At 27.2% G+C, this 25588-nt stretch carries 27 protein-coding genes, 1 other RNA gene and 1 other annotated feature (1 of these 29 only partly in view); of the genes, 1 reads left to right on the top strand and 27 read right to left on the bottom strand.

The window, feature by feature from the left end; translation table 11 throughout:
- Positions 1-88: 88 nt before the first annotated feature.
- The 4 genes from abc-f to E0D94_RS07510 all read right to left on the bottom strand — a co-directional run bounded on the left by abc-f (position 89) and on the right by E0D94_RS07510 (position 5338).
- On the bottom strand, positions 89-1735 hold the full coding sequence (abc-f, locus tag E0D94_RS07525) for a ribosomal protection-like ABC-F family protein (protein WP_130806688.1): 1647 nt from the start codon (positions 1733-1735) through the stop codon (positions 89-91).
- Between the two features lie 568 nt (positions 1736-2303).
- On the bottom strand, positions 2304-2702 hold the full coding sequence (locus E0D94_RS07520) for a hypothetical protein (RefSeq protein ID WP_130806686.1): 399 nt from the start codon (positions 2700-2702) through the stop codon (positions 2304-2306).
- Between the two features lie 277 nt (positions 2703-2979).
- Positions 2980-3300, bottom strand: a complete 321-nt coding sequence (locus E0D94_RS07515; protein WP_130806684.1) for a hypothetical protein — start codon at positions 3298-3300, stop codon at positions 2980-2982.
- A gap of 235 nt (positions 3301-3535) precedes the next feature.
- Positions 3536-5338, bottom strand: coding sequence for a BCCT family transporter (locus E0D94_RS07510; RefSeq protein ID WP_130806682.1), 1803 nt, complete (start codon positions 5336-5338; stop codon positions 3536-3538).
- A 67-nt stretch (positions 5339-5405) separates the two neighbouring features.
- Here E0D94_RS07510 and E0D94_RS07505 point away from each other — a divergent pair, with 67 nt between their 5' ends.
- Complete coding sequence (locus tag E0D94_RS07505) at positions 5406-5585, top strand: hypothetical protein (protein WP_130806680.1); 180 nt, start codon at positions 5406-5408, stop codon at positions 5583-5585.
- Here E0D94_RS07505 and E0D94_RS15175 read toward each other — a convergent pair.
- The 23 genes from E0D94_RS15175 to glyQ all read right to left on the bottom strand — a co-directional run bounded on the left by E0D94_RS15175 (position 5510) and on the right by glyQ (position 25432).
- On the bottom strand, positions 5510-5869 hold the full coding sequence (locus tag E0D94_RS15175) for a Cna B-type domain-containing protein (RefSeq protein ID WP_423213401.1): 360 nt from the start codon (positions 5867-5869) through the stop codon (positions 5510-5512). The two genes, E0D94_RS07505 and E0D94_RS15175, sit on opposite strands and share 76 nt — an antisense overlap.
- A gap of 134 nt (positions 5870-6003) precedes the next feature.
- Positions 6004-6171, bottom strand: coding sequence for a BrxA family protein (locus tag E0D94_RS07495; protein WP_130806678.1), 168 nt, complete (start codon positions 6169-6171; stop codon positions 6004-6006).
- A 211-nt stretch (positions 6172-6382) separates the two neighbouring features.
- Positions 6383-6808 carry a hypothetical protein gene (locus E0D94_RS07490; RefSeq protein WP_130806676.1) on the bottom strand — a complete coding sequence of 142 codons (426 nt, stop codon included), beginning with the start codon at positions 6806-6808 and terminating at the stop codon, positions 6383-6385.
- A 267-nt stretch (positions 6809-7075) separates the two neighbouring features.
- A complete protein-coding gene (locus E0D94_RS07485) occupies positions 7076-7447 on the bottom strand; it encodes a hypothetical protein (RefSeq protein WP_130806674.1) in 372 nt (123 codons plus the stop codon).
- 78 nt (positions 7448-7525) lie between these two features.
- The gene (locus E0D94_RS07480; protein ID WP_130806672.1) at positions 7526-8191 is read right to left on the bottom strand and encodes an N-acetylmuramoyl-L-alanine amidase; all 666 of its coding nucleotides are present in this window, start codon (positions 8189-8191) and stop codon (positions 7526-7528) included.
- An 83-nt stretch (positions 8192-8274) separates the two neighbouring features.
- A complete protein-coding gene (locus tag E0D94_RS07475) occupies positions 8275-9471 on the bottom strand; it encodes a sensor domain-containing diguanylate cyclase (RefSeq protein ID WP_165442902.1) in 1197 nt (398 codons plus the stop codon).
- Positions 9464-10387: an alpha/beta hydrolase gene (locus E0D94_RS07470; RefSeq protein WP_130806669.1), complete on the bottom strand. Its 924-nt coding sequence runs from the start codon at positions 10385-10387 to the stop codon at positions 9464-9466. Before E0D94_RS07470 ends, E0D94_RS07475 begins: the two co-directional genes overlap by 8 nt.
- A gap of 4 nt (positions 10388-10391) precedes the next feature.
- Positions 10392-10748, bottom strand: coding sequence for a hypothetical protein (locus E0D94_RS07465; RefSeq protein WP_130806667.1), 357 nt, complete (start codon positions 10746-10748; stop codon positions 10392-10394).
- 10 nt (positions 10749-10758) lie between these two features.
- Complete coding sequence (locus tag E0D94_RS07460) at positions 10759-11238, bottom strand: prolyl-tRNA synthetase associated domain-containing protein (protein ID WP_130806665.1); 480 nt, start codon at positions 11236-11238, stop codon at positions 10759-10761.
- 15 nt (positions 11239-11253) lie between these two features.
- The gene (locus E0D94_RS07455; protein ID WP_130806663.1) at positions 11254-12426 is read right to left on the bottom strand and encodes a DUF362 domain-containing protein; all 1173 of its coding nucleotides are present in this window, start codon (positions 12424-12426) and stop codon (positions 11254-11256) included.
- Between the two features lie 74 nt (positions 12427-12500).
- Positions 12501-13085, bottom strand: a complete 585-nt coding sequence (locus tag E0D94_RS07450) for a hypothetical protein (RefSeq protein ID WP_130806662.1) — start codon at positions 13083-13085, stop codon at positions 12501-12503.
- 158 nt (positions 13086-13243) lie between these two features.
- Positions 13244-13578: RNase P RNA component class A (rnpB, locus tag E0D94_RS07445), an RNA gene on the bottom strand.
- Positions 13579-13668: 90 nt separating this feature from the next.
- Positions 13669-14388 carry a zinc ribbon domain-containing protein gene (locus tag E0D94_RS07440; protein WP_130806660.1) on the bottom strand — a complete coding sequence of 240 codons (720 nt, stop codon included), beginning with the start codon at positions 14386-14388 and terminating at the stop codon, positions 13669-13671.
- Between the two features lie 19 nt (positions 14389-14407).
- A complete protein-coding gene (locus E0D94_RS07435; RefSeq protein ID WP_130806658.1) occupies positions 14408-15514 on the bottom strand; it encodes a Nif3-like dinuclear metal center hexameric protein in 1107 nt (368 codons plus the stop codon).
- Positions 15489-16190, bottom strand: a complete 702-nt coding sequence (locus E0D94_RS07430; protein WP_130806656.1) for a tRNA (adenine(22)-N(1))-methyltransferase — start codon at positions 16188-16190, stop codon at positions 15489-15491. Before E0D94_RS07430 ends, E0D94_RS07435 begins: the two co-directional genes overlap by 26 nt.
- Positions 16191-16240: 50 nt before the next feature.
- Positions 16241-17374 carry an RNA polymerase sigma factor RpoD gene (rpoD, locus tag E0D94_RS07425; RefSeq protein WP_130806654.1) on the bottom strand — a complete coding sequence of 378 codons (1134 nt, stop codon included), beginning with the start codon at positions 17372-17374 and terminating at the stop codon, positions 16241-16243.
- A 24-nt stretch (positions 17375-17398) separates the two neighbouring features.
- On the bottom strand, positions 17399-19213 hold the full coding sequence (gene dnaG, locus E0D94_RS07420) for a DNA primase (protein WP_130806652.1): 1815 nt from the start codon (positions 19211-19213) through the stop codon (positions 17399-17401).
- A gap of 21 nt (positions 19214-19234) precedes the next feature.
- On the bottom strand, positions 19235-19708 hold the full coding sequence (locus E0D94_RS07415) for a YaiI/YqxD family protein (RefSeq protein WP_130806650.1): 474 nt from the start codon (positions 19706-19708) through the stop codon (positions 19235-19237).
- Between the two features lie 92 nt (positions 19709-19800).
- Positions 19801-20805, bottom strand: coding sequence for a deoxyguanosinetriphosphate triphosphohydrolase (locus E0D94_RS07410; protein ID WP_130806648.1), 1005 nt, complete (start codon positions 20803-20805; stop codon positions 19801-19803).
- A 186-nt stretch (positions 20806-20991) separates the two neighbouring features.
- Positions 20992-21807, bottom strand: coding sequence for a pyruvate, water dikinase regulatory protein (locus E0D94_RS07405; protein WP_130806646.1), 816 nt, complete (start codon positions 21805-21807; stop codon positions 20992-20994).
- A gap of 12 nt (positions 21808-21819) precedes the next feature.
- Positions 21820-22455 carry a transcriptional regulator CcpN gene (gene ccpN, locus E0D94_RS07400; RefSeq protein WP_278044696.1) on the bottom strand — a complete coding sequence of 212 codons (636 nt, stop codon included), beginning with the start codon at positions 22453-22455 and terminating at the stop codon, positions 21820-21822.
- A gap of 25 nt (positions 22456-22480) precedes the next feature.
- A complete protein-coding gene (gene glyS, locus E0D94_RS07395; protein ID WP_130806644.1) occupies positions 22481-24556 on the bottom strand; it encodes a glycine--tRNA ligase subunit beta in 2076 nt (691 codons plus the stop codon).
- Positions 24557-25432 carry a glycine--tRNA ligase subunit alpha gene (glyQ, locus tag E0D94_RS07390; RefSeq protein WP_130806642.1) on the bottom strand — a complete coding sequence of 292 codons (876 nt, stop codon included), beginning with the start codon at positions 25430-25432 and terminating at the stop codon, positions 24557-24559.
- A 50-nt stretch (positions 25433-25482) separates the two neighbouring features.
- Positions 25483-25588: a binding site (T-box leader), on the bottom strand; it runs 62 nt beyond the window's last position.

Here is a 25588-nt window from a genome sequence, read left to right as displayed (position 1 = left end):
CTTTTCATTAATATAGAATTACCCTAAGGAGGTATATATTATTCATATGTTATTGTTAATTTATTTTAACTTTAATGATAACAAGTCACTAATAATTCCCTTTAAGTTTATTTATATCTTTTACTAACTGATTAAATTCTTTATCTAGAACTTCTTTTTCTTCTTTTGAAAGCCTTAAAGACAATTTCCCCATTACTTCTGACATCCTATTTTCTAATATTAAAAGTTTCTTTTCATCTTGTTCTTTTCCAAAATTAATATTACTTTCTTTTCTTTCTATAAATTCTTTATAGCTTCCTTTAAATACTTTTAAACTCTTATCCTCTATAGTTATTATTTTATTTGCTATCTTTTCTATAAAAGTCTTATCATGAGTTACCAAAAGAAGGCTGCCTTCATAATCTAATAAGACATCTTCAAGTGCTTCTATAGATGGTATATCTAGGTAGTTAGTAGGCTCATCTAATATAATAAAGTTTACATCTGATAAGAAAATCTTTGCAAAGGCTACCTTTACTCTTTCTCCTCCGCTTAATACTTCAACATTTTTCTTTATATCTTCTCTCTTAAATAATAATCTAGATAAAAGTGATCTTACAATAGTCTCGTTCTGAATACTATCCTCCATTACATTTTCTAGAATAGTTTTATTCTCCCTTAATATATCTAATTTCTGAGAAAAGTATCCTATCTTAAGGTTTTTACATGTATTTATGCTGTCATCCTTCTCTAATATCATCTCTATTAGAGTAGTTTTTCCTGTACCATTATCTCCTAATAATACAGCTTTATCTCCATTAAATATCTTTAATTCAGAATTTCTAAAAAGAATCTTATCTCCAAAGGATTTAGATATTTTATCTCCATCTATTAATAACTTGTTTCTCAGATTGGTCACTGAAGGCATATCTATTTTTACCTGCTGTATTTCCTTAGGCTTTTCCTTTTTATCTAATTTTTCTATCCTGGTTTCCAAAGCATTTATAGTATTATGAATCTTCCCTTGAATTTGACGAGTACTTGACTTATGAAGTCTTGCTTCAGAGTTACCCATCCTTGTAGGAGCCTTCTTCATACCTTTGGCATGACCTTGTCTTTCATAAATTGTTTGAGTTAATCTTCCCTTTTCTTTAATATATTCTTCATATTCAAACTCTTGTCTTTCTCTTATAGATTCTTTTTGCTCCTTATATGATGAATAATTTCCACTATACTCCTTAATTTCTCCATCTTCTACTTCAATTATCTTATCTACTACATTATCAAGTAGAGTTCTATCATGGGATATTATTAAGATTGCTCCATAAAAGTTTTTGAGTTTCTGTGTTAGTAGATCTATCCCATCTATATCTAAATTGGATGTAGGTTCATCTAATAGTAATAGATCTGGATTCACACTTAATCCCTCAGCCAATTTAAGCCTTGTTTTCTCTCCTCCACTTAAGGTATCTCTATTATCATAGTCTACTTTAAACTCACCCTTTAACTTATAGTCCATGTCTTTATCTTCTGGAGTTCCTAATTGAGTTATATAACTTATCTTACCCCTAATATCTACTTCTCCACTATCTGGAAAATCTTTGGTAGATAGTATATTCATTAAAGTAGTCTTACCAGAGCCATTTACTCCTACTATACCTATCATATCCCCTTCATATATTCTAATGTTTTTTATATCTAGTATTTTTCTTTCTCCATAATATTTCTTTATATTTTTTCCTTCTAATATAAGCATAAAAAAACCTCCCTTTGATTTCTAGAGAGGATATATCCGCAGTAAAATAAAGCCTTTTCATCTAATTTTAGACAACAAAAAAAGATGATAGCTATATGCACATACTAATCCCACCTAGAAATACAGTTAATTTTCTATACACTACAAAGTGTATTAAATTACTCTGTCTCATAAATAGGATTAAATAAACATCGCTTCACCTTACCTTTCATTAGTATAACTGTATTATATCATAAATTAAAATAATATCAAATCAGCCCCTCATATCTAAGTCTTGCATATATTTCTATTTTCTTTTCATTTATTGAATTGTAAATACATGTCCTTAAATAGCTAATAGTGTTTTTTTATCTTTATATTTTTACTTATTGTTTTAAATTTATTAATGGCATATTCTAATGTGGAATAATCTAATTTTTTTAAATTTTTTTAATATTGATTATGTTTCATCTAAAGCATCTATATAGCAATTAGATATTATCTTTTTAAAATTATTAGAATTATTATTTCTATCAATTTGTCTTTCTTCTTTTTATCTATTACTACAGTATTAGATTGACTGATAGACTTACTTATATTTTTGGTAAAATTCTTTGTAGAAATCTCTGGTATTGGTGAGGTAATTTTGTTCTTTTGCATGAGGTAATAATTTTTTAAGCTCTTCATAGTTAATTGTATACCAAAGGGTTCTGTCCATTTTCATAGTATTATAGTTTCCTATTAAAAGTAATTTCATTTCTCTTAGTTTTTTGAATATCCTTTTTACTGTTTCTTTACTCCAAAATGGAAATTCTTCTTTCCATTCTTCTATAGTATTGTATGTCCAATATTTTCCGTCTCTAAAATTATGATTTTTCCTTGTGTTAACTTCTAACCAATAATTGATTTGCTGAAGAACTATAGTTTCATTTAGTCCTAAAACTTTTGCTATATCTCTATTAACTACTATTTTTAATGATAAAATCAAGCCTAATAACTCCTATAATACAGAAAATTTGGTGCTCCTTCTTTTAAAGAAAATGCAAAGGTCTGTAGATGTAATGCTTAAACATTGGAATAAATAACTATCTTCTCATTTGAAATAAGATCTTATTTCAAATGAGAAGATGATTTGTAAGGACAGTATTTTCATACTTTTGGTACTTTTATTTAAAAAAATTAATTTTCTGCCAAGGAATGAAAAGTCCTTCCCTTGGTAATCCTATCTAAATCAAAGCTTGTATTTCAAATTAAACTCCTGTTTTTTAAGAGAATATTTCTTGAATTTTTTTATCAATAAGTGCGTAATATTCATCTAAGAAAGCAATTAGTTTATAGATTTCTTTATACCATGCCTCATACTCATCTACAGCCTTTTGCTTAACTATGATTTCATTATTTGTAGTTAAAAACCCATGAGGGAATGTCATCAACAATTTAACAATTTCTAACTTTGTACTATATTCCATCTCAGTAGCTACTGCAATTTTTACTTGATAAATACTTGCATCTTCCATTACATACATTCCAGTTTTTGATGATAATAAATTTATTTTCCCATTCCTTGCCTCTAATTTATAATCCAATATTGTCTCCCTTTCTATTTTCTATACTTTTATTATATTATAAGGTATGTTCTATTTTTAGTACATTATTGGATTTCTAATTATTCAAGTTTTCATAAGGAAAGAAGGGGATAACTTTTCATGATAACGAACAGGATTTCTGGCTATAGAACTGGCACTTAAATAGTGGGGAGATTTGTTAAAAACCAACCCCTAAAAACAAGGAGTTAGTCTTTTAATCTATATACCTATATTATTACTTATCTTCTTTATTTTTATTAACGAGTGCTTCATCATGAACGACTGTATTGATAGCTTCATTGATAACATGACCTTCTCTTACTTCTTTAACTCTTTTATAAACTATTTGTTCTACTTCATATTCCTGTTTTAATCCTTCATTTAAAGAATAAATCATCAATAAGAGGATGATTGCAAAGGGCAATCCTGTAATTATTGATGCTGTTTGTAAGGCTGTTAATCCACCACCAATAAGTAGTGTAGCAGCGACCACTCCTTCCATTACTGCCCAAAATACTCTTTGAGGTACAGGTGAATCTAGTTTTCCTCCTGATGTCAAATGGTCTACAACAAGTGAACCTGAATCAGAGGATGTAACAAAGAAAACTGTCACAAGAATAATACCTACTACTGATAAAATACTGCTAAGTGGTAGTGAATCTACCATAGCAAAAAGTGCAAGTGAAGTATCTGTACCCATTATTGATGCAATATTTGAAAGTCCATTTATTTCTTGGAATATGGCTGTTCCCCCAAAAACTGACATCCAAAAGAAAGATAGGAGTGATGGAAACAACATAACTCCTAAAATAAATTCTTTTACAGTTCTTCCCTTTGATATTCTAGCTATAAACATACCTACAAATGGAGACCATGAAATCCACCAAGCCCAATAAAATATTGTCCATGCTCCTTGCCAATTACTATCCCCAAAGGTTTCTGTCCATAAACTCATTTCTACAAAGTTAGATATGAAATAACCCATATTTTGTGTAAATCCGCTCAATATATATACTGTTGGTCCAACAAATAAAATAAAGATTAAAAACACTCCAGCAAGGATCATATTAATTTCACTAAGTCTTTTAACTCCCCCATCAAGTCCTAAAACAACTGATATTGTAGCTAAAGCTGTAATCCCAATTATTAATCCAACTTGAATAGGTATACTAATTGAAGTGCCAAATAAGTGGTTTAAACCTGCATTAACTTGTGATACACCTAAACCGAGTGATGTTGCTAATCCTGTTAATGTTGCTAATACGGATAATATATCAATTAAATTACCCCAAAATCCATAAATTTTATTTCCAATTATCGGATAAAAAACCGAGCGTATTGTAAGTGGTAAACCCCTATTATATGCAAAAAATGCCAGTGCTAGACCTACTAAAGAATAAATAGCCCAGGGATGTATTCCCCAGTGAAAAAATGTAGTAGCCATTGCCGATTGTACAGCTTGCGGACTATTGGTTGGTAGGTCTCCAAAAAGTGGTGATGGATTATTTAAATGTGATATTGGCTCTGCAACACTCCAAAATAATAATCCAATTCCCATACCTGCACTTAGAAGCATTGCATACCAACCAAATTTAGTAAATTCAGGTTGGGCTTCTGCTCCACCAATTTTTAAATTTCCATATTTTCCAAATGCAAAAATTATTGCTGCAATTACAAAAACATTTGCCGCTAAAGTCAAAAACCATCCTGCATTTCTAGTAATTCCATTTAATGCAGTATTAAAGATATTTTCAGCCCTACCTGGGAATATAAGGGTTAATGAAATAAAAATAGCTAAAATTATTACAGAAAAAATAGTTACTTGGGGATGAATATCAAACCCATAACCTTCCCAATTGTCTTCTCCTGGCTCCTGTTTTTTTGATTCATCAAACAAGGATACTGTTGGGCGAATTTGTAAGCCTTTAAAGGGTTTACGGTTTTTTATAGCTTTTCGCCTTGCTTCTTTTTCTGCTTTTTTTAACTTCTTTGCTAATTTTTTTCGTGCTTCTATTTCTCTCTTCTTTTCATTTTTCATTGAATTCCTCCATTTATTAAGTTAATTTTAAAAAACTCATTTCATTAATCTTTAGTAGATTTTAGTTTTGCATATAATTATATCATACCAAGTTATATTTAAGCCTATTATAGTAAATAGAAAAAGGATAAATAAGATTATAAAGGTCATTATAGGAGTTTCGTCTCCTGTTTATGGAGTTGATTCATTTGAATCCTTTGGATCTTCTGGATTAGAATCTTGTGATGAATCTACTTGTGACATATAGGTATTTGTAATTGTTAGTCCATCGTCTGATATAGATTTTTTACATCCAGGTGGTACCTTTACTTCATCAATAGTATAGTTATACTGTAGACCATTTTCATCGTACTTATTTAAGCCTTCAAATTCATACTTCCAATTATCCTCGGCACTAACTTCCTTACTATCAATTTCCTTGCCATTTTGAAGTAACTTAACTGTAATTGAACTTGGACGAGCAGACTCATCTTGATCTTTCCAAATCTTTGTACCTGATACTTCTGTCTCAGCTACACGTAGATTTACAATGTTAAATCCAGAAATAGTTGTTTCATAGGCTTATAGGTCAGTAAGTTCATAAACCCAATCATCTTCAGCTTTAACTTCTACAGTTTCAAATAATTGGATTTTCAACCCTTTTTAAGACACTTTTTTGTCGGACATTAATATTCTGTATTCCTTCTTTCACTTTTAGTCAAAAATATATTTTCATCTATTGATTTTTTTCTTATTTCTTCATCATTTAAACCTTCTAATTTAAGTAATGCAGCTTTTTTCATTTCTAAATATAAAAAAGGTTTAGAAACCATACTTGATGAGTATTTTAACATTTATCATACTCCCCTTTAAAAAACAGTTTATTAAACATTATATCATTTATATAAAGGGAATCTCAACATCGGGTATGAGCTGGAGAGATGAATAATAAATTTATGCTTTTCTAATCATTCAATTCTTCTAATAATTCATTCCAAGTATTTTAAATATATTTTTCTTTTCAATTATCTTTAAGATTTTTTATTGAATTTACATATAATAATTTTAATCATCATTGTTTATATTTAATTCATCTATTAATTTTCTAATAGATTTTATAATATAAAGTGCTAAAAATTTAAGATCTTTATTGAATTCTTTTGTTCCATTCATACATCCTCTAATATCATAATAACAAACTTGTAAGTATTTAATTAATGGTTGTTTGTTATCCTTCATTCTATTATAAATATCTCCTATATGCATTAAGCTGTTGCGATATAATCCCATATTATAGTTTTTATAATTTCTTTCTGATTTATCCCTTATTATTTCTATTAGACCTTCTTCAATAGTTAATCCTTTTGATTTTATAATATTGTCTAATTCTTTTATATTAATATCTTCATAAGATATCATCTTATTTACCCAACTTCTAAATATCCTTTCGTCTCTTATATCAACCATTTCATTATATTCATCTTTTGTCATTATCAATTTTTGTCCTGTGAAAATACTATTTCATTTTTGTTATTCTTTCTATTTAATTTAGTAGATATTATATCTTTTGTTTTTTTAGTTTTTTTCTTTAAGAAATTAAATATACCTATTATATCTTCCTCCTAATTTTAAAATAGAGATAGTAATTAGCATTTAATTTGCTATTTACTATCTCTATTGATCTTATATTATATAATTCACACAATTTCCTAAATCCCTTCATTAATTTTTATTTTTTATATCATTCCAAAATATATCCTATTCAACATCTACTTCTTTTTTACTTTTCCCATAAATATCCTTATTCCTAAAATAATGAAATATCAACAATCCACCGAATATAAGACTAAGTACTAACCATATTGCAAGATCTGAGTATGAACCTATATTTGTTATTCCAAGTAAACCTCCTATTATATAAAATACTATTGCTGTTATTAATACTCCTTTTTTATCTTTTGAAATTAATACTAGTATTTCTCCTATTAACATAAAGATTGCTAAGAAAAATCCTGCACTACCACTTATCTCTCCCTGACCTTCCATTGCATTACTTACTCCTGCAACACATGATTGGAGCATAATAAATAAAAACAATACTAATGATATAACACCTATAACTTTTTTCATTATAATTCCTCCTTGAAATAATGTTTGTTTAATTATATTATTTCAAAAGAAGTGTACCATTGTACGGACAAATTATATTCATCTTTTATATATCATAATTGTTGCGTCAAATCCAGCTTTGTTTAGGTTTTTAATTTGATTTTCTGCATTTTTTCTTTTTGAAAAAGAACCTGCCATGACTCTATAATATACTTTAGCTGGCTCTTCTGTAGCTTGTCTATATTCTACATCATCTACATCAAAGTATTTAAGTATTCCTTTAGCAAGGGCTATAGCTATTTTGTTTATATTGTTTATTATCCAATAAGAATCCTCTTTGTTATCATGAAATGCAATTTCTATTAATACTGCTGGAGATTTAGTATATTTTAATTCATAAAATTTAGAGTTAAATTTTACTCCTCTATCTTTTGTTGGAGTTATAGGTTTTATTTCTTGATAAATAATTCTTGCTGCTTTTTCACCTTTTCCTCCAGAAGAAAAAGCATATATTTCAGTTCCTCTTCCTCCTCCTGCATTTGAATGAATGGCAAAATGTAAGTCAGGTCTTTTAAAATTACTATCTTCAACCAACTTTTTGAGAGTCATTTCTGGTTTGTTTCTATAGACTTTAATATTATGATTTTCTAAAATTTTTTCTAATACATCTGCAATTTGATTCATTCTTTTTTCTTCTGTACCATATTTTCCATACCCTATATTATTCTCTTGAGTTGATGGACTTAAATAAATTGATTTAGTCACTTTATTTCCTCCTTTAATTGTTTTAAACAAAACTATTCCTCAACTCAAATATAGATTTAAATATATTAATTACTATATACTTTTTAAATAAATTTATATTGATTTATTTTTCTCTTGGTTTCTTTGTTCTTATACATTTTTCTATCAGCTGTTTTAAATAAATTGTTTATATTTTTATTATTAAAGGAAAATGATATTCCATAACTGAATTCTATTTTTACATAGCTATCATCTATTAATATTGGTTCTCTAAATATGTTTTTTAACCTATTTATTTTTTCATCTAATTTATTTTTATCTTTTATATTGATTATCCCTACAAATTCATCTCCACCATAACGAGCTAATATTTGTTCTTCTCCAAATGTTTTTTTGAATTTTTTTGCAAATATTTTTAGTACTTCATCTCCCATCATATGTCCATAAGTATCATTTATAAATTTAAATTTATCTAAGTCTATTATTATGAAGCTAAAATGAGACTTTTTTTCTTGTAATCTCTTTATGAAATAATCTCTGTTATATAATCCTGTTAAGCTGTCATATCTTACTAAGTATAGTTTTTCTTCCATTAACTTAAAACTATGAATAGCTTGACTGATTTCTTCACAAAAATATTTTATGAGAAATTTATCATCTTCATTAAAGACATTTTCCTCGTGACTATCCACATTCAATATTCCATATATATTATCTTTATAAAATATTGGACAGCTTAAAGTAGTTTTTATGTGTAATCCATGTGATTTTTCTAATATATTATAGTTATTTTCATCCATATTTGCTTTATTATATTCTAATATGTTTTTTATTATATAAGGTTTATTCATATGTTTTTTATTTTTAAAGTATGTTTCTTCTGGTTTTAGTTTTATTTCTTTTATTTTTGATTCTTTAAAACCTATGGATTTATGTACTACAAATACATCTTCTTTTTCTTTATATAAAAGTATGCTTCCTTTATGGGCATTAGTTATGAAGTCTATTGCTTTTTCTAATATATAGTCATATACTTCATTCATATTATCCTTTTTTATTATTTCTCTATTTATTTTTAATACGCAATCTTTTATAGTCGATACTTGTTCTAGTAATACTTTATCCTTGGGATTATGTATATTAAAAAATTTACTATTTAATATATTAAATAGTATAAATATAATAATTATTTGTATTAGTGCATCCATTTCATTAAATAAAATATGTGGTAAATATATAGATATAATCAAAATTATAGCTAACTTAAATTGAAATAATATTTTATTTGCTCTTTTACTCATAGGCTTCTTTAATCCAATCAACTATATGATTATATACTTCTTTTCTATTTATTTCATTTAACATTTCATGTCTACCACCAGGATATAATTCTATATTTACATCTTTCATTCCCATATCTTTATATGTTTCATAAAGTTTTTTTACTAGTTTCCCATATCCACCTACAGGATCTTTATCCCCTGAAAATATTAATATTGGTAGATTTTTTGGTATTTTTTCTAATCTTTCTTTTATATAAAGTTTAGAGAGACCATCAAAAAAATAATAATAAAATGTAATTGGAAAGATAGTTCCACATAGAGGATCTTCATCATATTTTGCCACTTGTTTTTCATCTCTAGTAAGCCATGAAAATTTTGAAATTGGATGCTTTATTTTTTTATTAAAATTACCAAAACTTACTTTGTCTATTAAATTAGCTTTATTTTTATCATCATATATTCTTTTCTGCATGGTTGAAATTATTTGACCTAGTTTTATTGACATTCCTTCCATTTTAGCAGAACCTGAAAGTATAAGCCCATCTATACTTTTACCATGTTTAATTATGTATTCTTGTGCTATAAATGAACCAAAGCTATGTCCTAATAATATTATAGGTAAATTTGAATATGATTTTTTTATCATCCTATTTATTATATAACCATCGTATACTGTATTATTAAAACCATCTTCTCCAATATTACCTAGGTTATCTATTCCTTTTGCTGTTTTACCATGCCCTCTATGATCAGATGCATATACTATATATCCTTCTTTGTTTAAATATTTTGCAAATTCATTGTATCTTGCTGCATGTTCTGACATGCCATGAAATATTTGTACTACTCCTTTTGGATTATTTACTTTATTCCAAATATATAAATATACTGGAAAGTCATCTTTCCCTTTTATAAACGTTCCATTATTTTTCATACAATCAACCTTCCTCAGATATATATTCATTATCTAATTTTTCTTTTAGTCTACATATTATAGATTCAATCATCATTAAAAATAAAGAAAAACTTGGCACTATCACAATAAAGAAATAATTATCAAATTCATAATTATAAATGTACCTATCTGTCCAATATTTAATCAAGATAACTAATATAAATAGTAAATAATGTAATCTTGAAAGTATTGTAATTAAAATATCCCAACCATATAATTTTTTATTTGATTTCTTTATAAGTTTTATATTTTTTATTATACTTTTAATTACTAAAGGAGTTCCTATTACTAATACTATGAGTCCTACAATTATAATTATATTATCTTTTGAAAGTTCCACATTTTCCTCCTTAAATACTTATAAATTTATAATCATATCCTAACTCTTTTAAAAACTTATACATATCTTCTGTTTTTATAATAATTGTTTTAGTATTATTATTTGGATGGAATGTTACTTCTTCTTTTTTTGCTATTTTAGTATCTATATATACTTGTATATCTCTTTCTTCATTATTTAATAGTCCAAATAATGATACTGCTCCTGGTTTAGTATTCATTTTTTCTTTTAAATGTTTTTCTTTTGCAAATTTAATTCTCTTTTCTCCTATATATTCTCCAAAACTCTTTATATCCATTTTAGTATCTTCATTTATAAGTACAAGAAAAAATTTATTTTTCTTTTTATTAGTTAAAAATAAATTTTTTATTCCTTCTTCATTAGTATATTGACGAGCTTCTTCTATTGTAAAAACTTCAGGGTGTTCTATTAATTTATAGTCTATATTCATTTCTTCTAATACTTTATATACTTTTTCTTCGGTTTTCACATTTATCAATCCTTTCTATAATTTTGCCATTAATTTCATAAGTAATGGTCTATGAATATCTATTGCATTTACTGGACATAGTTCCTGACAACAAAAACATCTTATACATTCATCTAAATTTGCAGATGGTTTATTATTAATCATTTTTATTACTTGAGGTGGACAACTTTCCAAACATTTCTTACAACTTATACATGTTTCTTTATTAAATACTGGTTTTGGTTGCATAAGTTCATTTATTATATCTCTCATAAATTTTGGTAATTTGCCATCTAAAAGATCTAAACTTCTTATTTCTGGTACTATAAAATCATTTATTTTAAGTTGATTTAATTCATTTCCTAAAAGTTCTATATCTGATAAGTCACCTTTACATAATTTTCTTTCTGTACACCTTTGTATAGTAGGTACTTTTTTAGGGGTTATTCCTATTAAATTTGTAGCTACTACATCTAAATGATATGGTGTTGTAGATGCTAATACTACTCCTGCTTGTCTTGGTGTTCCTCCACTTGGTCCATTTCCTTCCATACCTACAATTCCATCCATAAATGATAATATTGGATTTGAAAGCATACATATATCTACTAAAGCATTTGAAAAGTCTTTGATATTTGGCATTCGTACATGATATTCTGCCTTTTCAAGTCCAGCTACTATTCCAAACATATTTTTAACTGCACCTGTAAACATCATCATACCATGTGTTTTTAATTTTGATACTGATATTACTTTATCTACTTGATTTAATACTTCTATAGCATTTATATTTTTTAATATTAATCCTTTTTCATTTTTCATATTAACTGCATTTGTATTATAGTTTAATTCAGCTCCTACTTCATTTGATATTTCTTCTATTCCACAAGCCTTATATACTCCATTTAATATTGTTTTATTGAAAGGTCCTCCTGGACTATCTCCTATTATTACTTCTGCCCCATAGTCTATCAATACCTTTGCTAATGCTTTTGTAAAAATAGGATGAGTTGTTGTAGCTTCTTCTGGTCTTTTTTTCATCAGTAAATTTATTTTAAGAAGCACCTTTTCTTTAGGTTTTATATAGTTTTCTATTCCACCTAAATTTTCAAATGATTTTAATATTGATTCTTCAACTTTTTTATAATTATAGTCAGGACATTTAAGTAATGATACTTTTGTTCTATCCAATTTTCCACAGCCTTTCATTAAATATTATATTAACATAATATCATAAAAAATAAAAAACTGAGTATATAAGTTTATATACTCAGTTTCATATATTATTCTTGTAATGATGTTTCTCCTGTAACTTCGCCTTCTTCTTGAACAAATGATTCTTTATATTCCTCATTTGCAAAGTATACATTTCCTTCTACTTTAGCATCTGATAATGTGAAGCCATTAGCTTCAACATAAATATCACCTACAAAAGTACCACCTTGAAGTTTAGCATTTGGACTTTTAACTGTTAATTTTGGAGCAGTTATAGTATATCTCTCAGTGATGTTACGATCTTCATCTTGAGTATATGGTGCTAATTTACGGTATAATTCTTGTTCAGAATCACCTTTATTATGAAATTCACCTTCTAATACTAAATCTTCTTCAAAAGTTAAATCATTTAATGTTGCAATGATCCAAGTACCATCAGCACTAATTGCTTCTTTGAATGCTTCCTCATCACTTACTATTGAAGCTGTAGTTGTAGCATCAGCATCTTCTTCACCTTTTGATTCATCTTGTTCTTCTTGATCTTGGTTTTCTTCAGTTTGAGAATCTGCATCTTCAGCTGGTTCATCAGCTCCACATCCTGCTAATAGTGCTACTGCTAATACTAAAGATATTAAAAGCGCTTTGATTTTCATTTAAATACCCCCTTTTCCTATGTATTTACTTCATTAAAAATATAACATATAGGTATACTAAATTACAAGTATTGTTACTAATATGTTATATTTTAAATATGTAATATTAATTTAACATAAAAATACCATTACCTCATGCGGTAATGGTATTTAAGTTATATACGACTAAATCTATAAGCCGAGTTCTGTATCTGACGATCATCTTTCTAGATCTACTGTTGCCAGTAGATTCAAGCGACCTACCTACGGGATACTACGAGCAGTAGCTTTTTCATCCCTGCTTGGTCTTGCTCCGAGTGGGGTTTACAGAGCAGACTAGTCACCTAGTCTCTGGTGAGCTCTTACCTCACCTTTCCATCCTTACCTGTCATGCAGGCGGTTTATTTCTGTTGCACTATCCTTAGAGTTACCTCCACTGGGTATTACCCAGCACTCTTGCCCTATGGAGCTCGGACTTTCCTCATGTAATTCATGCGATCATCTGATTTACTCGTATTTAATTTTTATTTTTAATCTATACATAATATATCATATACTTATAATCTAATCAAGAACCCTTTTCTTCCTATATTTCCTTAGATTACTAATTATTATCTTCTTCATAATAGAGGATTCTACCACAGTTATCACAATATACAACTTCTTTACCTTTTTTAACTTTTGAAACTACAATTGAAGCTATTGACATATGACATCCTGTGCATTTATCATCATCTAGTTTTGATATTGGTTTTGATTTTTTTGTTTTTAAAGTTTCATATTTAGACAATATTTCATCTTCTAATGATGATTTTAATTCTTCTATTTTATTTTCTAACTCTTTAATTTGTTCTTTGATATCATTTAATTTATTTATGTTATCTTTTTCAGAATTTTTGTATTTTGTTTCTAACTGTTCATAAGTTTTCTCGGAATTATATAAATCTTTTGTGTTTGTTTCTACATTTTCCATTAGTTCTAGTATTTCATTTTCTAATTTTTCTTTTTCTTGTTTTAAATCTGCTTCTTCTTTTTGGAGTTTTGTTAACTTCTTTACATTTGAGATATCTCCACTATACAATCTAGAGTTTGTATCTTTGATTTGAAAATTTATTTCTTTTAATTTATGATTTAGCCTTTTAATTTTCATATTATCAACTTCTAATTGAGTTTTAAAATTAGTTATATCATATTTCTTTTCATTTAAACCTTCTGATAATTCTTCTAAATTTTTATTTGCCTCTAAAAATTCTTTTCTGTTTTTTAATTTTTCTATTTCTTTTTCATATTCATAAATTTTCCATAGTATTTGTGTTGTATCCATAAAAGCACCCCCAGCTAGATTATATTGTTTTATATTGAGCTATATTATCATTTTCTGCTACTATAATTTCTATATTTGATTTGATCTTTGAATTTAAATATTTTTTTATATTATTCATTACAATTTTTTCAGTATGAAAATGACCTGCATCAATTAAATCTAGGCCTATTTCTTTTGCCATTTGTGCATCATGATGTTTTATATCTCCTGTAATATATACACCTACTCCCTTTTTATATGCATCTAATATGAAATCTGCTCCACTACCTCCAGCTACAGCTATTTTTTCTATGCTTTTTTCTAGATTTCCATATACACGTACATTTTGTATATTTAATCTTTGTTTTGTTTTTTCTGCTAATTCTTTTAAAGTAATCTTTTCTATATTACCAAATCTACCTATTCCATATTCTTTTATTTTATTTTCTAATTTTATTATATCATATGCTACTTCTTCATACGGATGAGCATTAATCATTTGTTTTAATACATTATTTAAATTTGATTCTTCAACTACTACTTCTATTTTTATTTCTTTTACAACTTCTATTTCTTCTTTAGTTCCTAAGTAGGGGTTTGAACCTTGTTCTGGTTTAAATCTACCTATTCCTTCATATGAAAACGAACAATTACTATAGTTGCCAATATTTCCTGCTCCACTTTCTCCAAATGCTCTTCTCACTTCTTTTTCGTGAGTTTCTGGAACTGTTACTACTACTTTATATAATTTGTCACTATGAGTTTTAGATAATATTTTAGGGTTCTCTATATCTAGTAACCTTGCCAATTCATCATTTACTCCATTATTAGATGCATCTAAATTTGTATGTGCAGTATATACTAATATATCATTTTTAATTAATTTTTCTACTATTTTACCTTTATAAGTATTCAAATCAATTTGCTTTAAAGAAGGAAAAATTAAAGGGTGATGAGATATTATCATATCTACTTGTTCTTTTACTGCTTTATCAACTACTTCTAAGTTTATATCTAAAGCGAGTAATATTTTTTCTATTTTTCCTTTTGTATCCCCTATTTGAAGCCCAACATTATCCCAATTTTCTGCTAAATTCTTAGGTGCAATTTCTTCCATATATTTAATTATCTTTTCTGAATCTATCATTATATATCACCTCTAATTTAGATAGTCTATTTTTAATCTGATTATATTTTAGATTCTCTTTGCTACTATTTTTCTCAATATTTTTTAATATGATTTTATTTTTATTTATTTTCTTTTCTAAAAAAGATTTTAGCAATGTATCGTTGTTTTCTATTAGTTTTTTTCCTATTTCATAATATATTTCATCTTTTACTTTTTCTTGTCCCTTTTTAGCTACAATTATTTCATAGTATCTATTGTCTTCTCTTGCTAATTTTTCATCTGTTATTTTATAATTATTGTCATATAAATATTTTCTAAGCTCACTACTTGCTACCATTGGTTGCAATATGAATTTATCTATTTCTTTAGCTATATCTTTATTTTCTTCTAATATATTTTGTATTAATATACCACCCATACCTGCTATTATTACAGTATCTACTTCTCCTTTATTTAATGGAGAAAGTCCATTTCCAAGTCTTGTATCTATTTTATTTTGTAATTTTTTATTATTTATATAATCTATTGCACTTTGAAGGGGTGCTTTATTTATATCACATGCTATTACTTTTTTCGAAATTTTATTTTCTATTAAATATACTGGAATATATCCATGATCTGTACCAATATCTGCTACAACGCTATCTCTATCTACCATTTTTGCTATTTCTAATAATCTTGGAGTTAGTTTCATTTTTACCTCCTCTTATTTTAAAACATAAAAATGCTCTATATAGAGCATTTTTATTCTAAAAAGTCTTTTAATTTTTTGCTACGACTAGGATGTCTTAACTTCCTAAGAGCTTTTGCTTCAATTTGTCTTATTCTTTCACGAGTAACATCAAATTCTTTTCCAACTTCTTCAAGAGTTCTTGCTCTACCATCATCTAATCCAAATCTCAAACGTAATACTTTTTGCTCTCTATCAGTAAGAGTGTGTAATACATCTACTAATTGTTCTTTTAACATTGTAAATGTAGCCGCTTCAGATGGTGCTTGAACATCTTCATCAGGTATAAAATCACCTAAGTGACTATCTTCTTCTTCACCTATAGGTGTTTCAAGAGATACTGGTTCTTGAGCTATTTTTAATATTTCTCTTACCTTTTCTTCATCTAAATTCATTTCTTTTGCTATTTCTTCAGGACTTGGATCTCTTCCTAAATCTTGTAATAATTGACGTGAAACTCTAATAAGTTTATTTATTGTTTCTACCATATGAACAGGTATTCTTATTGTTCTTGCTTGGTCTGCAATAGCTCTTGTTATTGCTTGTCTTATCCACCATGTAGCATATGTTGAAAATTTATAGCCCTTTGTATAATCAAACTTTTCTACAGCTTTTATTAAGCCCATATTACCTTCTTGTATTAAATCTAAAAAGAGCATACCGCGACCAACATATCTTTTAGCTATACTAACTACTAACCTTAAATTTGCTTCTGATAACCTTCTTTTTGCCTCTTCATCTCCTGCTTCCATTCTCTTAGCCAAGTCTACTTCTTCTTGAGCTGTTAAAAGAGGAACTTTACCTATTTCTTTTAGGTACATTCTTACAGGATCATCTACACTTACACCTTTTGGAACACTTATTATAGGTGTTTTATTTTCCTTTTCATCATCATTGTCTTCTTCATTGTCAAGTAATATATCATCCTCTTTATCACCTACTACATCTATTCCTTTATCTTCTATGTCTTGATATATTTCATCAATTTCTTCAGGGGATAAATCCACCTCTTCTAATGGATCTATTATTTCTTTGTATGTTAACATGCCCTTCTTTTTACCTTTAGCAATGATTTTCTTTATGACTGCATCCTTTTTATTCGTTTTATTGGATTTTTTACTTTTAGTGTTATTCTTTTTATCACTCATTGCCTTTCCTCCTTTCAATAACAATTAGTGATTCATCTTTAATTGCTTGTTTATTTCTGTGAATTCCATAAATAACTCTTTTAATTTTTGAACCTCTCCTTCAGCATTATCTTTTTTGCCAAGATCTTTAATTTCTTTTTTTATTTTTTCTCTTCTGATTTTTAATTTATAGTAATTTATATTATAAATATAATCTTGGATTGCTTTATCAGTATCATCAACAAATGAATCTAAATTCAAAATTTCATCTAATCTATTAGATAAATTTTCTTCTAACCCTGTTTTTAGATTATCTATATCTAATTTTTTAGAATCACTATATTCTTTATATATGATTTTAGCTAGTTCTCTATTTTCTTTATTTAAAAAATCTAAATAAGTGAAATCATCTTTTAGTTTTTCATATATATTATGGTCATTTATAATTAAATTTAAAATACTTTTTTCTGATGCAATATGACCTGATTCCAATTTATATTCTACAGGCATTATATAATCTTTTCTATTATGTCTATAATGAATGTTAGAAGAATTTCTATTAGAGTAATTAGATTTATTTTTATTATAGATTTGGTTTCTTATAGCATCTAATGATATACCTGTACTATTAGAGATTTCATTTAGATATACATCTAGTTCTATTTCATTTTTTATCTTTTTTAAAAAAGTAGATATTTCTTCTGTAAATTTAATTTTACCTTCAACTGTTGATATGTCAAATTTCTTCTTTAGACTATATATTTTATAATCTATTAAATTTAATGACTTATCTATTGCTTTTTCAAATGCTTTTATTCCTCTTTCTTTTATAAAGTCATCTGGATCTTTTCCTTTAGGTAATATTATAACTCTTGGCTTTATACCTATTGAGTGAAATACTTCTAAAGCCTTGTCTGTAGCTCGTTTCCCGGCTGCATCTGAGTCATAACATATATAAAATTCTTTAGCATATTTATTTAGTAACTCAGCTTGCTTCTCAGTAAATGCTGTTCCAAGTGATGCTACAGAATAACTTATGCCATGACTATTGAGAGATATTACATCCATATAACCTTCTACTAATATAGCTCTATTATAAGATATATTCTTTTTTAAAATATTAATACCATATAAATTATAACCTTTATTAAATATAGGAGTATCAGGAGTATTTAAATACTTAGGCATGGTGTTATCCATTACTCTTCCACCAAATCCTATTATCTTACCTCGTATATTAATTATAGGAAATATTATTCTATTCCTAAATCTATTATAGTATCCTGATTTATCTTTTCTTTTAACTATTAATCCAACTTTATATATAAGCTCAGTAGAAAACCCTTTATTTTTTAAATATTTAAATAGATCATCCCAACTATCATTGGCAAAACCTATACCAAATCTATTTATAATATTGTAATTAATTTGTCTTCTTTTTAAATATTCTAATGCCTTTTTATTCTGTTTTAGATTTCTATAGTAATATAAAGCTGCTTCTCTATTTAGTTCAAATAGTTTTTCTCTTTCCTCATATTTCTTTTTATCTTCTTCGTTATTATTTTCTGGTAATTCAATATTTGCCCTATGAGCTAGAGTCTCTAATGCTTCAATGAAATTTAAATTTCTATGTTTCATTAAAAATGTTATTACATCTCCACCTTCTCCACACCCAAAGCAATGAAATATTTCTTTAGATGGAGACACCATGAAAGAAGGTGTCTTTTCATTATGAAAAGGACATAAACCTTTATAGTTAGTACCTGCTTTTTTAAGATCTACATAACTTGAAATAACTTCTACAATATCATTTGCATCTCTTATTTCATTTATTACCTCATCATTAAAATTATAAGGCATTAAAATCACCTTCATATTTATTTATTCGCCAGAAAAATTCTTATTCCTTCTTATTGAACAAATTAATTTTATAAATTTTTCTTCAAACTTTTTATTGTCTTTTTTTTCTCTCTTTTTATTTGTAGATTTTACTCTTTTATTTAATTTTCTTTGCTCTTTACTTAAATATCTTCTAGTTAAAAGACTATTTATATTATCATTATTATATATATATCCTTTAGAAGATATACAATAACATTTTTTAGATAATACTAAAGAAGCAAGTCCATAATCATCAGATATGACAATATCATCTTCACCTAGTCTATTCATTATTTCTATGTCAGCAGCTTCTGAAAAATTATCTACATATATATAATGAGAACTATCTATTTCAGAGTTTATAGAATAATGAGATATGCTTGTTATGAATAAAATATCAATATTATATTTGCTTGAAATTTTATAAGCTAAATCTTTTACAGGACATGAGTCAGAATCAACTAATATTTTCATTTAATCCTCCTCATTTATTACTACTAAATAAAATTCGACATTTTTCTTTTAATTCCTTCATTTTTTCCGAAAAAAATATTAATTATTATTAATTATTTATGCCAAGGGGATGGTACAAATATATTATTAAATGTTTTAATGGCGTATCTATCAGTCATACCAGCTATATAATCTGAAACTATATCTTCTTTGTCTCCTACATTTTTTCTGAATTCTAAAGGAATTTTTTTTGAGTTTTTAATATAATATTTATATAATTGTTCAATTATATATTCTGCTTTACCTTCTTCTTTTTTAGCCTTTTTATTTAAATATACCCTTTCAAACATAAATTCACGTAATTTATTTGTATAAAATTCTATTTGTTTACTCATTTTTATAAAATCATTACTCATACTATTTTGGATTATATCTACAATCATAGTATTTATTCTTTCACCATGTGTTTTACCTAGTATATCAATACAATCTTTAGGTAAATCTTCTTTTCCTAATATTCCTGCTCTCATAGCATCATCAATATCATGATTTATATATGCTATTCTATCGCAGTATTTCAACAATTGTCCTTCTAATGTGTTAGCTTTTAATTCACCTGTATGATTTAATATTCCATCTTTAACTTCATAAGTCAAATTTAATCCTTTTTCATCTCTTTTTCTTGTTTCCAAAAATGAAACAACTCTAAGACTCTGTTCATTATGGTTAAAGCCCTTTGGATTCAATCTATTTAATACTCTTTCACCTGTATGTCCAAATGGAGTATGACCTAAATCATGACCTAAAGCTATTGCTTCTGATAGATCTTCATTTAAACTTAAAGCCCTTGAAATTGTTCTAATTATTTGTGAAACTTCAAGGGTATGTGTAAGTCTTGTTCTATAATGATCTCCTTCAGGTGATAAAAAAACTTGAGTTTTATGTTTTAATCGTCTAAAAGCTTTTGAGTGAGTTATTCTATCACGATCTCTTTGAAATGCTGTTCTAATGTCACATTCTTTTTCTTCTCGTTCTCTACCTTTTGAGTCCATGCTTAAAGTAGCTTTAGGAGATAAAATTTCTTGTTCTAACATTTGACTTTTTTCTCTTAAATTCATGTTCTCACTCTTTTCTATATGTTTTTCTCTTCACTATATATATTAGACAAGTAAATATAAAATTCCTCTATTTATATGAAATTATTCTATGCTTGCTATAAATATAACCATATTTATATATACTTAATCATAAATATAGTTATTATTCTATAAACATAATTAAAGAGGGTTAACCCTCTTTAATTATTAATTATTATTATTTTCTCTTAATAGCTCTAATATAACTCCTGCTGTTTCTTCTACTGCTTTATTCGATACATCTATAATCTGACACCCTAAATCTTTCATTAATTCTTCAGCATATTCAATTTCTCTTAATATTCTTTCCATACTAGCATAATTAGCTGTATTATTTAACCCTAAAGACTTTAATCTTTCTTGTCTAATTTCATTTAACTTAATTGGATTTGCTGTCAAACCTATTATTTTCTTTGGATTTATTTCATATAATTCTTTTGGAGCTTTTACTTCAGGTAATAGAGGAATATTTGCAACTTTCATATTCTTATGTGCTAAATACATACTTAAAGGAGTTTTAGAAGTTCTAGAAACACCTATTAAAACTATATCAGCCTTTTTTATGCCTCTTGCATCTTTTCCATCATCATATTTAACTGCAAATTCTACTGCTGCTACTTTTTGAAAATAATTTTCGTCTAGTTTCCTTATTAACCCTGGTTCTCTTTTTGGTTTTATGTTTACTACAGATTCTATTGCATTTAGTATAGGTTCCATTATATCAACTGCTTTTATATTATATTCATGAGATTTTTCTATTAAAAACCTTCTTAGCTCTTCTACTACTATAGTAAATAATATTATACTATTCTCTTCTTTTGCTTCTTCTAAAATCTCTATTATTTGTTCTTTTTCAGTTATATATGGAAATCTTCTCATTTCAAAATTACCAGAGTTAAATTGACTTATTGCTGCTTCTGCAACTTCTTCTGCTGTTTCACCAATAGAGTCAGATAATACGTATGTTACCATTGATTTCTCCATATAATCCCACCTTTAATTTTCTATCCCTAAATCTACAAATAATTTAGTTATATTTGTTTTGGATATTTTTCCTACAACTTTAAATTTTTTATCATCTGTACTATCTGTATTTATTTCCACAATTGGAAGACTATCAACTTCATGCTCAATAATTTTCACTGCTGCTTCAAGGACAGATTCTTTTTCTTCCAAATATACTATATTAGGCATCCTGCTCATTATTACAGCAACTGGTACCTTTTCTATATCAACGCCACCAATAGCACTTTTGAGTAAATCTTTTCTAGATATTATGCCAGTTAAATATCCTTCTGAGGTAACAAATATACTACCTACGTCATCTATAAAAAGAGTTACTATGGCATCATATACAGATGTTTCTTCATCAACTACAGTTGGTAAAGATTTAATTTCTCCTACTTTTATAGATTCTATTTTATCTCGAAATATATTTATATCTGACTTACCTGAATAAAAATATCCAACTTTAGGTCTTGCATCAAGTATTCCACTCATAGTAAGAATAGATAAATCTGGTCTTAATGTAGCTCTAGTTAGTTTCAACCTTTTAGCAATAGCCTCACTAGTTATAGGTTCATTCTCTTTTACAATTTCAATTATCTTTTCTTGCCTATCTGAAAGTTTTATACCTCTCACCTCTTTACTTCTCTTATTAATCTCTTGAGATCTTAGATAAGTCACAAACTTCAAGCATCATATTATATATGCTCTTAATTAAAGCAAGTCTATTATTTTTTATCAATTCATCATCTACCATAACCATTACATTATCAAAAAACTCATCGATTGGATTTCTTAATTCTGCTACTTTTTCTATAGCTTCATAATACTCTTTTTCTTGTATGTTTTCATGTACTTCTGTTTTTATTTCAATATATTTTTCATATAATGATTTTTCTTTTTCTTCCTTTAATAAGTCTACAGATATTTCATTAGTTTCTGCTTTCTCAGCTATTTTTGAAACTCTATTAAATGCAGCCAATATCTCTTCTACATCTTCATTTTTACTCCATTTATCTAGTTGCTCTATTCTTACTTCCATATCTGTAATATTATCATTACCAGTACTTATTACAGCATCTATTATATCATATCTTATTCCTTTATCTATGAACATATTTTTGATTCTCACATTAAAGAACTCCATTATTTGACACTTCACTTTGTCAACATCAAAATATAATTCATTTTCAATATATATTCTAAGAGAATCATCTATGGCGCTATTTAGTGATAAATCTAAATTTTTATCTAATATTATATTGATTATCCCTAAAGCAAGTCTTCTAAATCCATATGGATCTTGACTTCCTGATGGTTTCATTCCTATAGCAAAACCACCACAGATACTATCTAATTTATCTGATATACTAATAATTGCCCCTGCTGTTGTAGTTGGAAGACTGTCTCCTGCAAATCTAGGTAAATAATGTTCATATATAGCTAGACTTATTATTTCATTTTCTCCTGCTATTTTTGCATATTCTCTTCCCATTATACCTTGAAGTTCTGTAAACTCATTTACCATTTTAGTTACTAAATCTGCTTTAGATAGTAAACTTGCTCTGTCTATATTCTCTTCTGTTTCTTCCCCTAGATCTAACTCTTTTGCTATATCTATAGATAATTCGTTTATTCTTTGTGTTTTATCAAATATTGTACCAAGTTTTTCTTGATATACAATTGTTTTTAAACTATCTACATATTCTTCAAGTGGTCTTCTTACATCTTCATTGTAGAAGAATTTTGCATCTTCAAGTCTTGCATCCAATACTTTTTCATTACCTTTTGTAACTATATCAATATGCTCTGAGTTACCATTTCTAACTGCTATAAAATATGGTAATAAATTACCTTTATCATCTATTACTGGATAATATCTTTGATGTTCTTTCATAGGAGTAATTATTACTTCTTTAGGTAATTTCAAATACTCTTCTTTTATTCTACCTCTTAGTGGAGTTGGGTACTCTACTATATAAGTTAATTCCTCTAATAATTCATCATCTTGTAATAGATTTCCGCCTTTTTCTTTAGCCAGTTTCACACAACCAGTTTTAATAATCTCTTTTCTTTTTTCTTGATCTACTATTACATAATTTTCTTTTAACTTTGTGAAATACTCATCTGTATTTTCAATTTTTATATTGTTAGATCCTAAAAACCTATGACCTCTAGTAATATTAGATCCTTTTATACCTTCTAAATCAAACTCTACTATTTCACTATTAAATATTGAAACTAGCCATCTTATAGGTCTTGCAAACTTTATATTTTTTCCTCCCCATTTCATAGGTTTAGGAAAATGAATCTTCTTTATATAATCACTCATATTTTTCTTTAAAATATCTTTTGTATTTGTTCCTGCTACATGCTTGTTTGCAAATACATACTCTTCTCCATTGAATTCATCTATGATTATACGGTCTATATCTACTCCTTGTCCTCTAGCAAATCCTAAAAGTGCTTTTGTCGGGTTATTATTGTCATCAAATGCAATTTTTTTAGATGGTCCTTTTACAGTTTCTTCTAAATCAGATTGCATATCACTTATTCCTTCTATAAATACAACTAATCTTCTAGGTGTCCCAAAAGTAGATATTTTTTCATAATTAACTCTATTTTCATTTAATAGCTCTTGCATATTATCTTTCATCTGTTCTAATGTATTTTCCATAAATCTGTATGGTATTTCTTCTGTTCCTATTTCTAAAAGATATTTACTCATTTATTTTTCCTCCTTTAACAATGGAAATCCTAATGCTTCTCTTTTTTCTATATATTTAGAGGCAATGAGTCTTGCTAAATTTCTTACTCTTGATATATATCCAGTTCTTTCAGTTACTGAAATTGCACCTCTTGCATCTAATATATTAAATGCATGTGAGCACTTTAATACATAATCATAAGCTGGATATACTAACCCTTCGTCTATTAATGCTTTAGCTTCATTTTCATATACTGAAAATAAATTAAATAATACATCTTTTTTTGCTTTTTCAAAACTATATACTGAATGCTCAAATTCTGCTTGTTTAAATATTTCTCCATACTTAATATCTTTTGTCCAATTTATGTCAAATATATTATCTACATCTTGAAGATACATTGCTATTCTTTCTAATCCATAAGTTAATTCAGCTGATTCAAGCTCACAATTTATACCTCCAACTTGTTGAAAATATGTAAACTGAGTTATTTCCATACCATCAAGCCAAACTTCCCAACCAAGGCCCCATGCTCCAAGTGTAGGTGCTTCCCAATTATCTTCTACAAATCTAATATCATGTTTTAATGGGTCTATTCCTATAACTTTTAAACTTTCTAAGTATAATTCTTGTATGTCCTCTGGAGAAGGTTTAATAATTACTTGTAACTGATGATGTTGATATACTCTATTTGGATTTTCACCATATCTTGCATCTGCAGGTCTTCTTGAAGGCTCTACATACACCACTTGCCATGGTTCAGGTCCTAACGCCCTTAAAAATGTATTGGGATTCATTGTGCCAGCACCCTTTTCCACATCATAAGCTTGCATTATAATGCATCCTTTTTCTCCCCAGTATTTTTGTAATTTTAACATAAGGTCTTGTAAATACAATTTAACTCCTCCTTCTTCTTTTCAGACAATAAAAATACCCCTCATCCCTATATAGGGACGAAAGGTTAGTTCCGCGGTTCCACCCTATTTGGTACAAATGTACCCACTTAAATAGTTGCTCAGAGGTGCCTTCAATTAATGTATTATTTCAGGCTA

It is taken from the genome of Senegalia massiliensis (assembly GCF_900626135.1).
Lineage (GTDB): Bacteria > Bacillota > Clostridia > Tissierellales > SIT17 > Anaeromonas > Anaeromonas massiliensis.
This window is presented reverse-complemented; position numbering and strand designations above follow the sequence as displayed.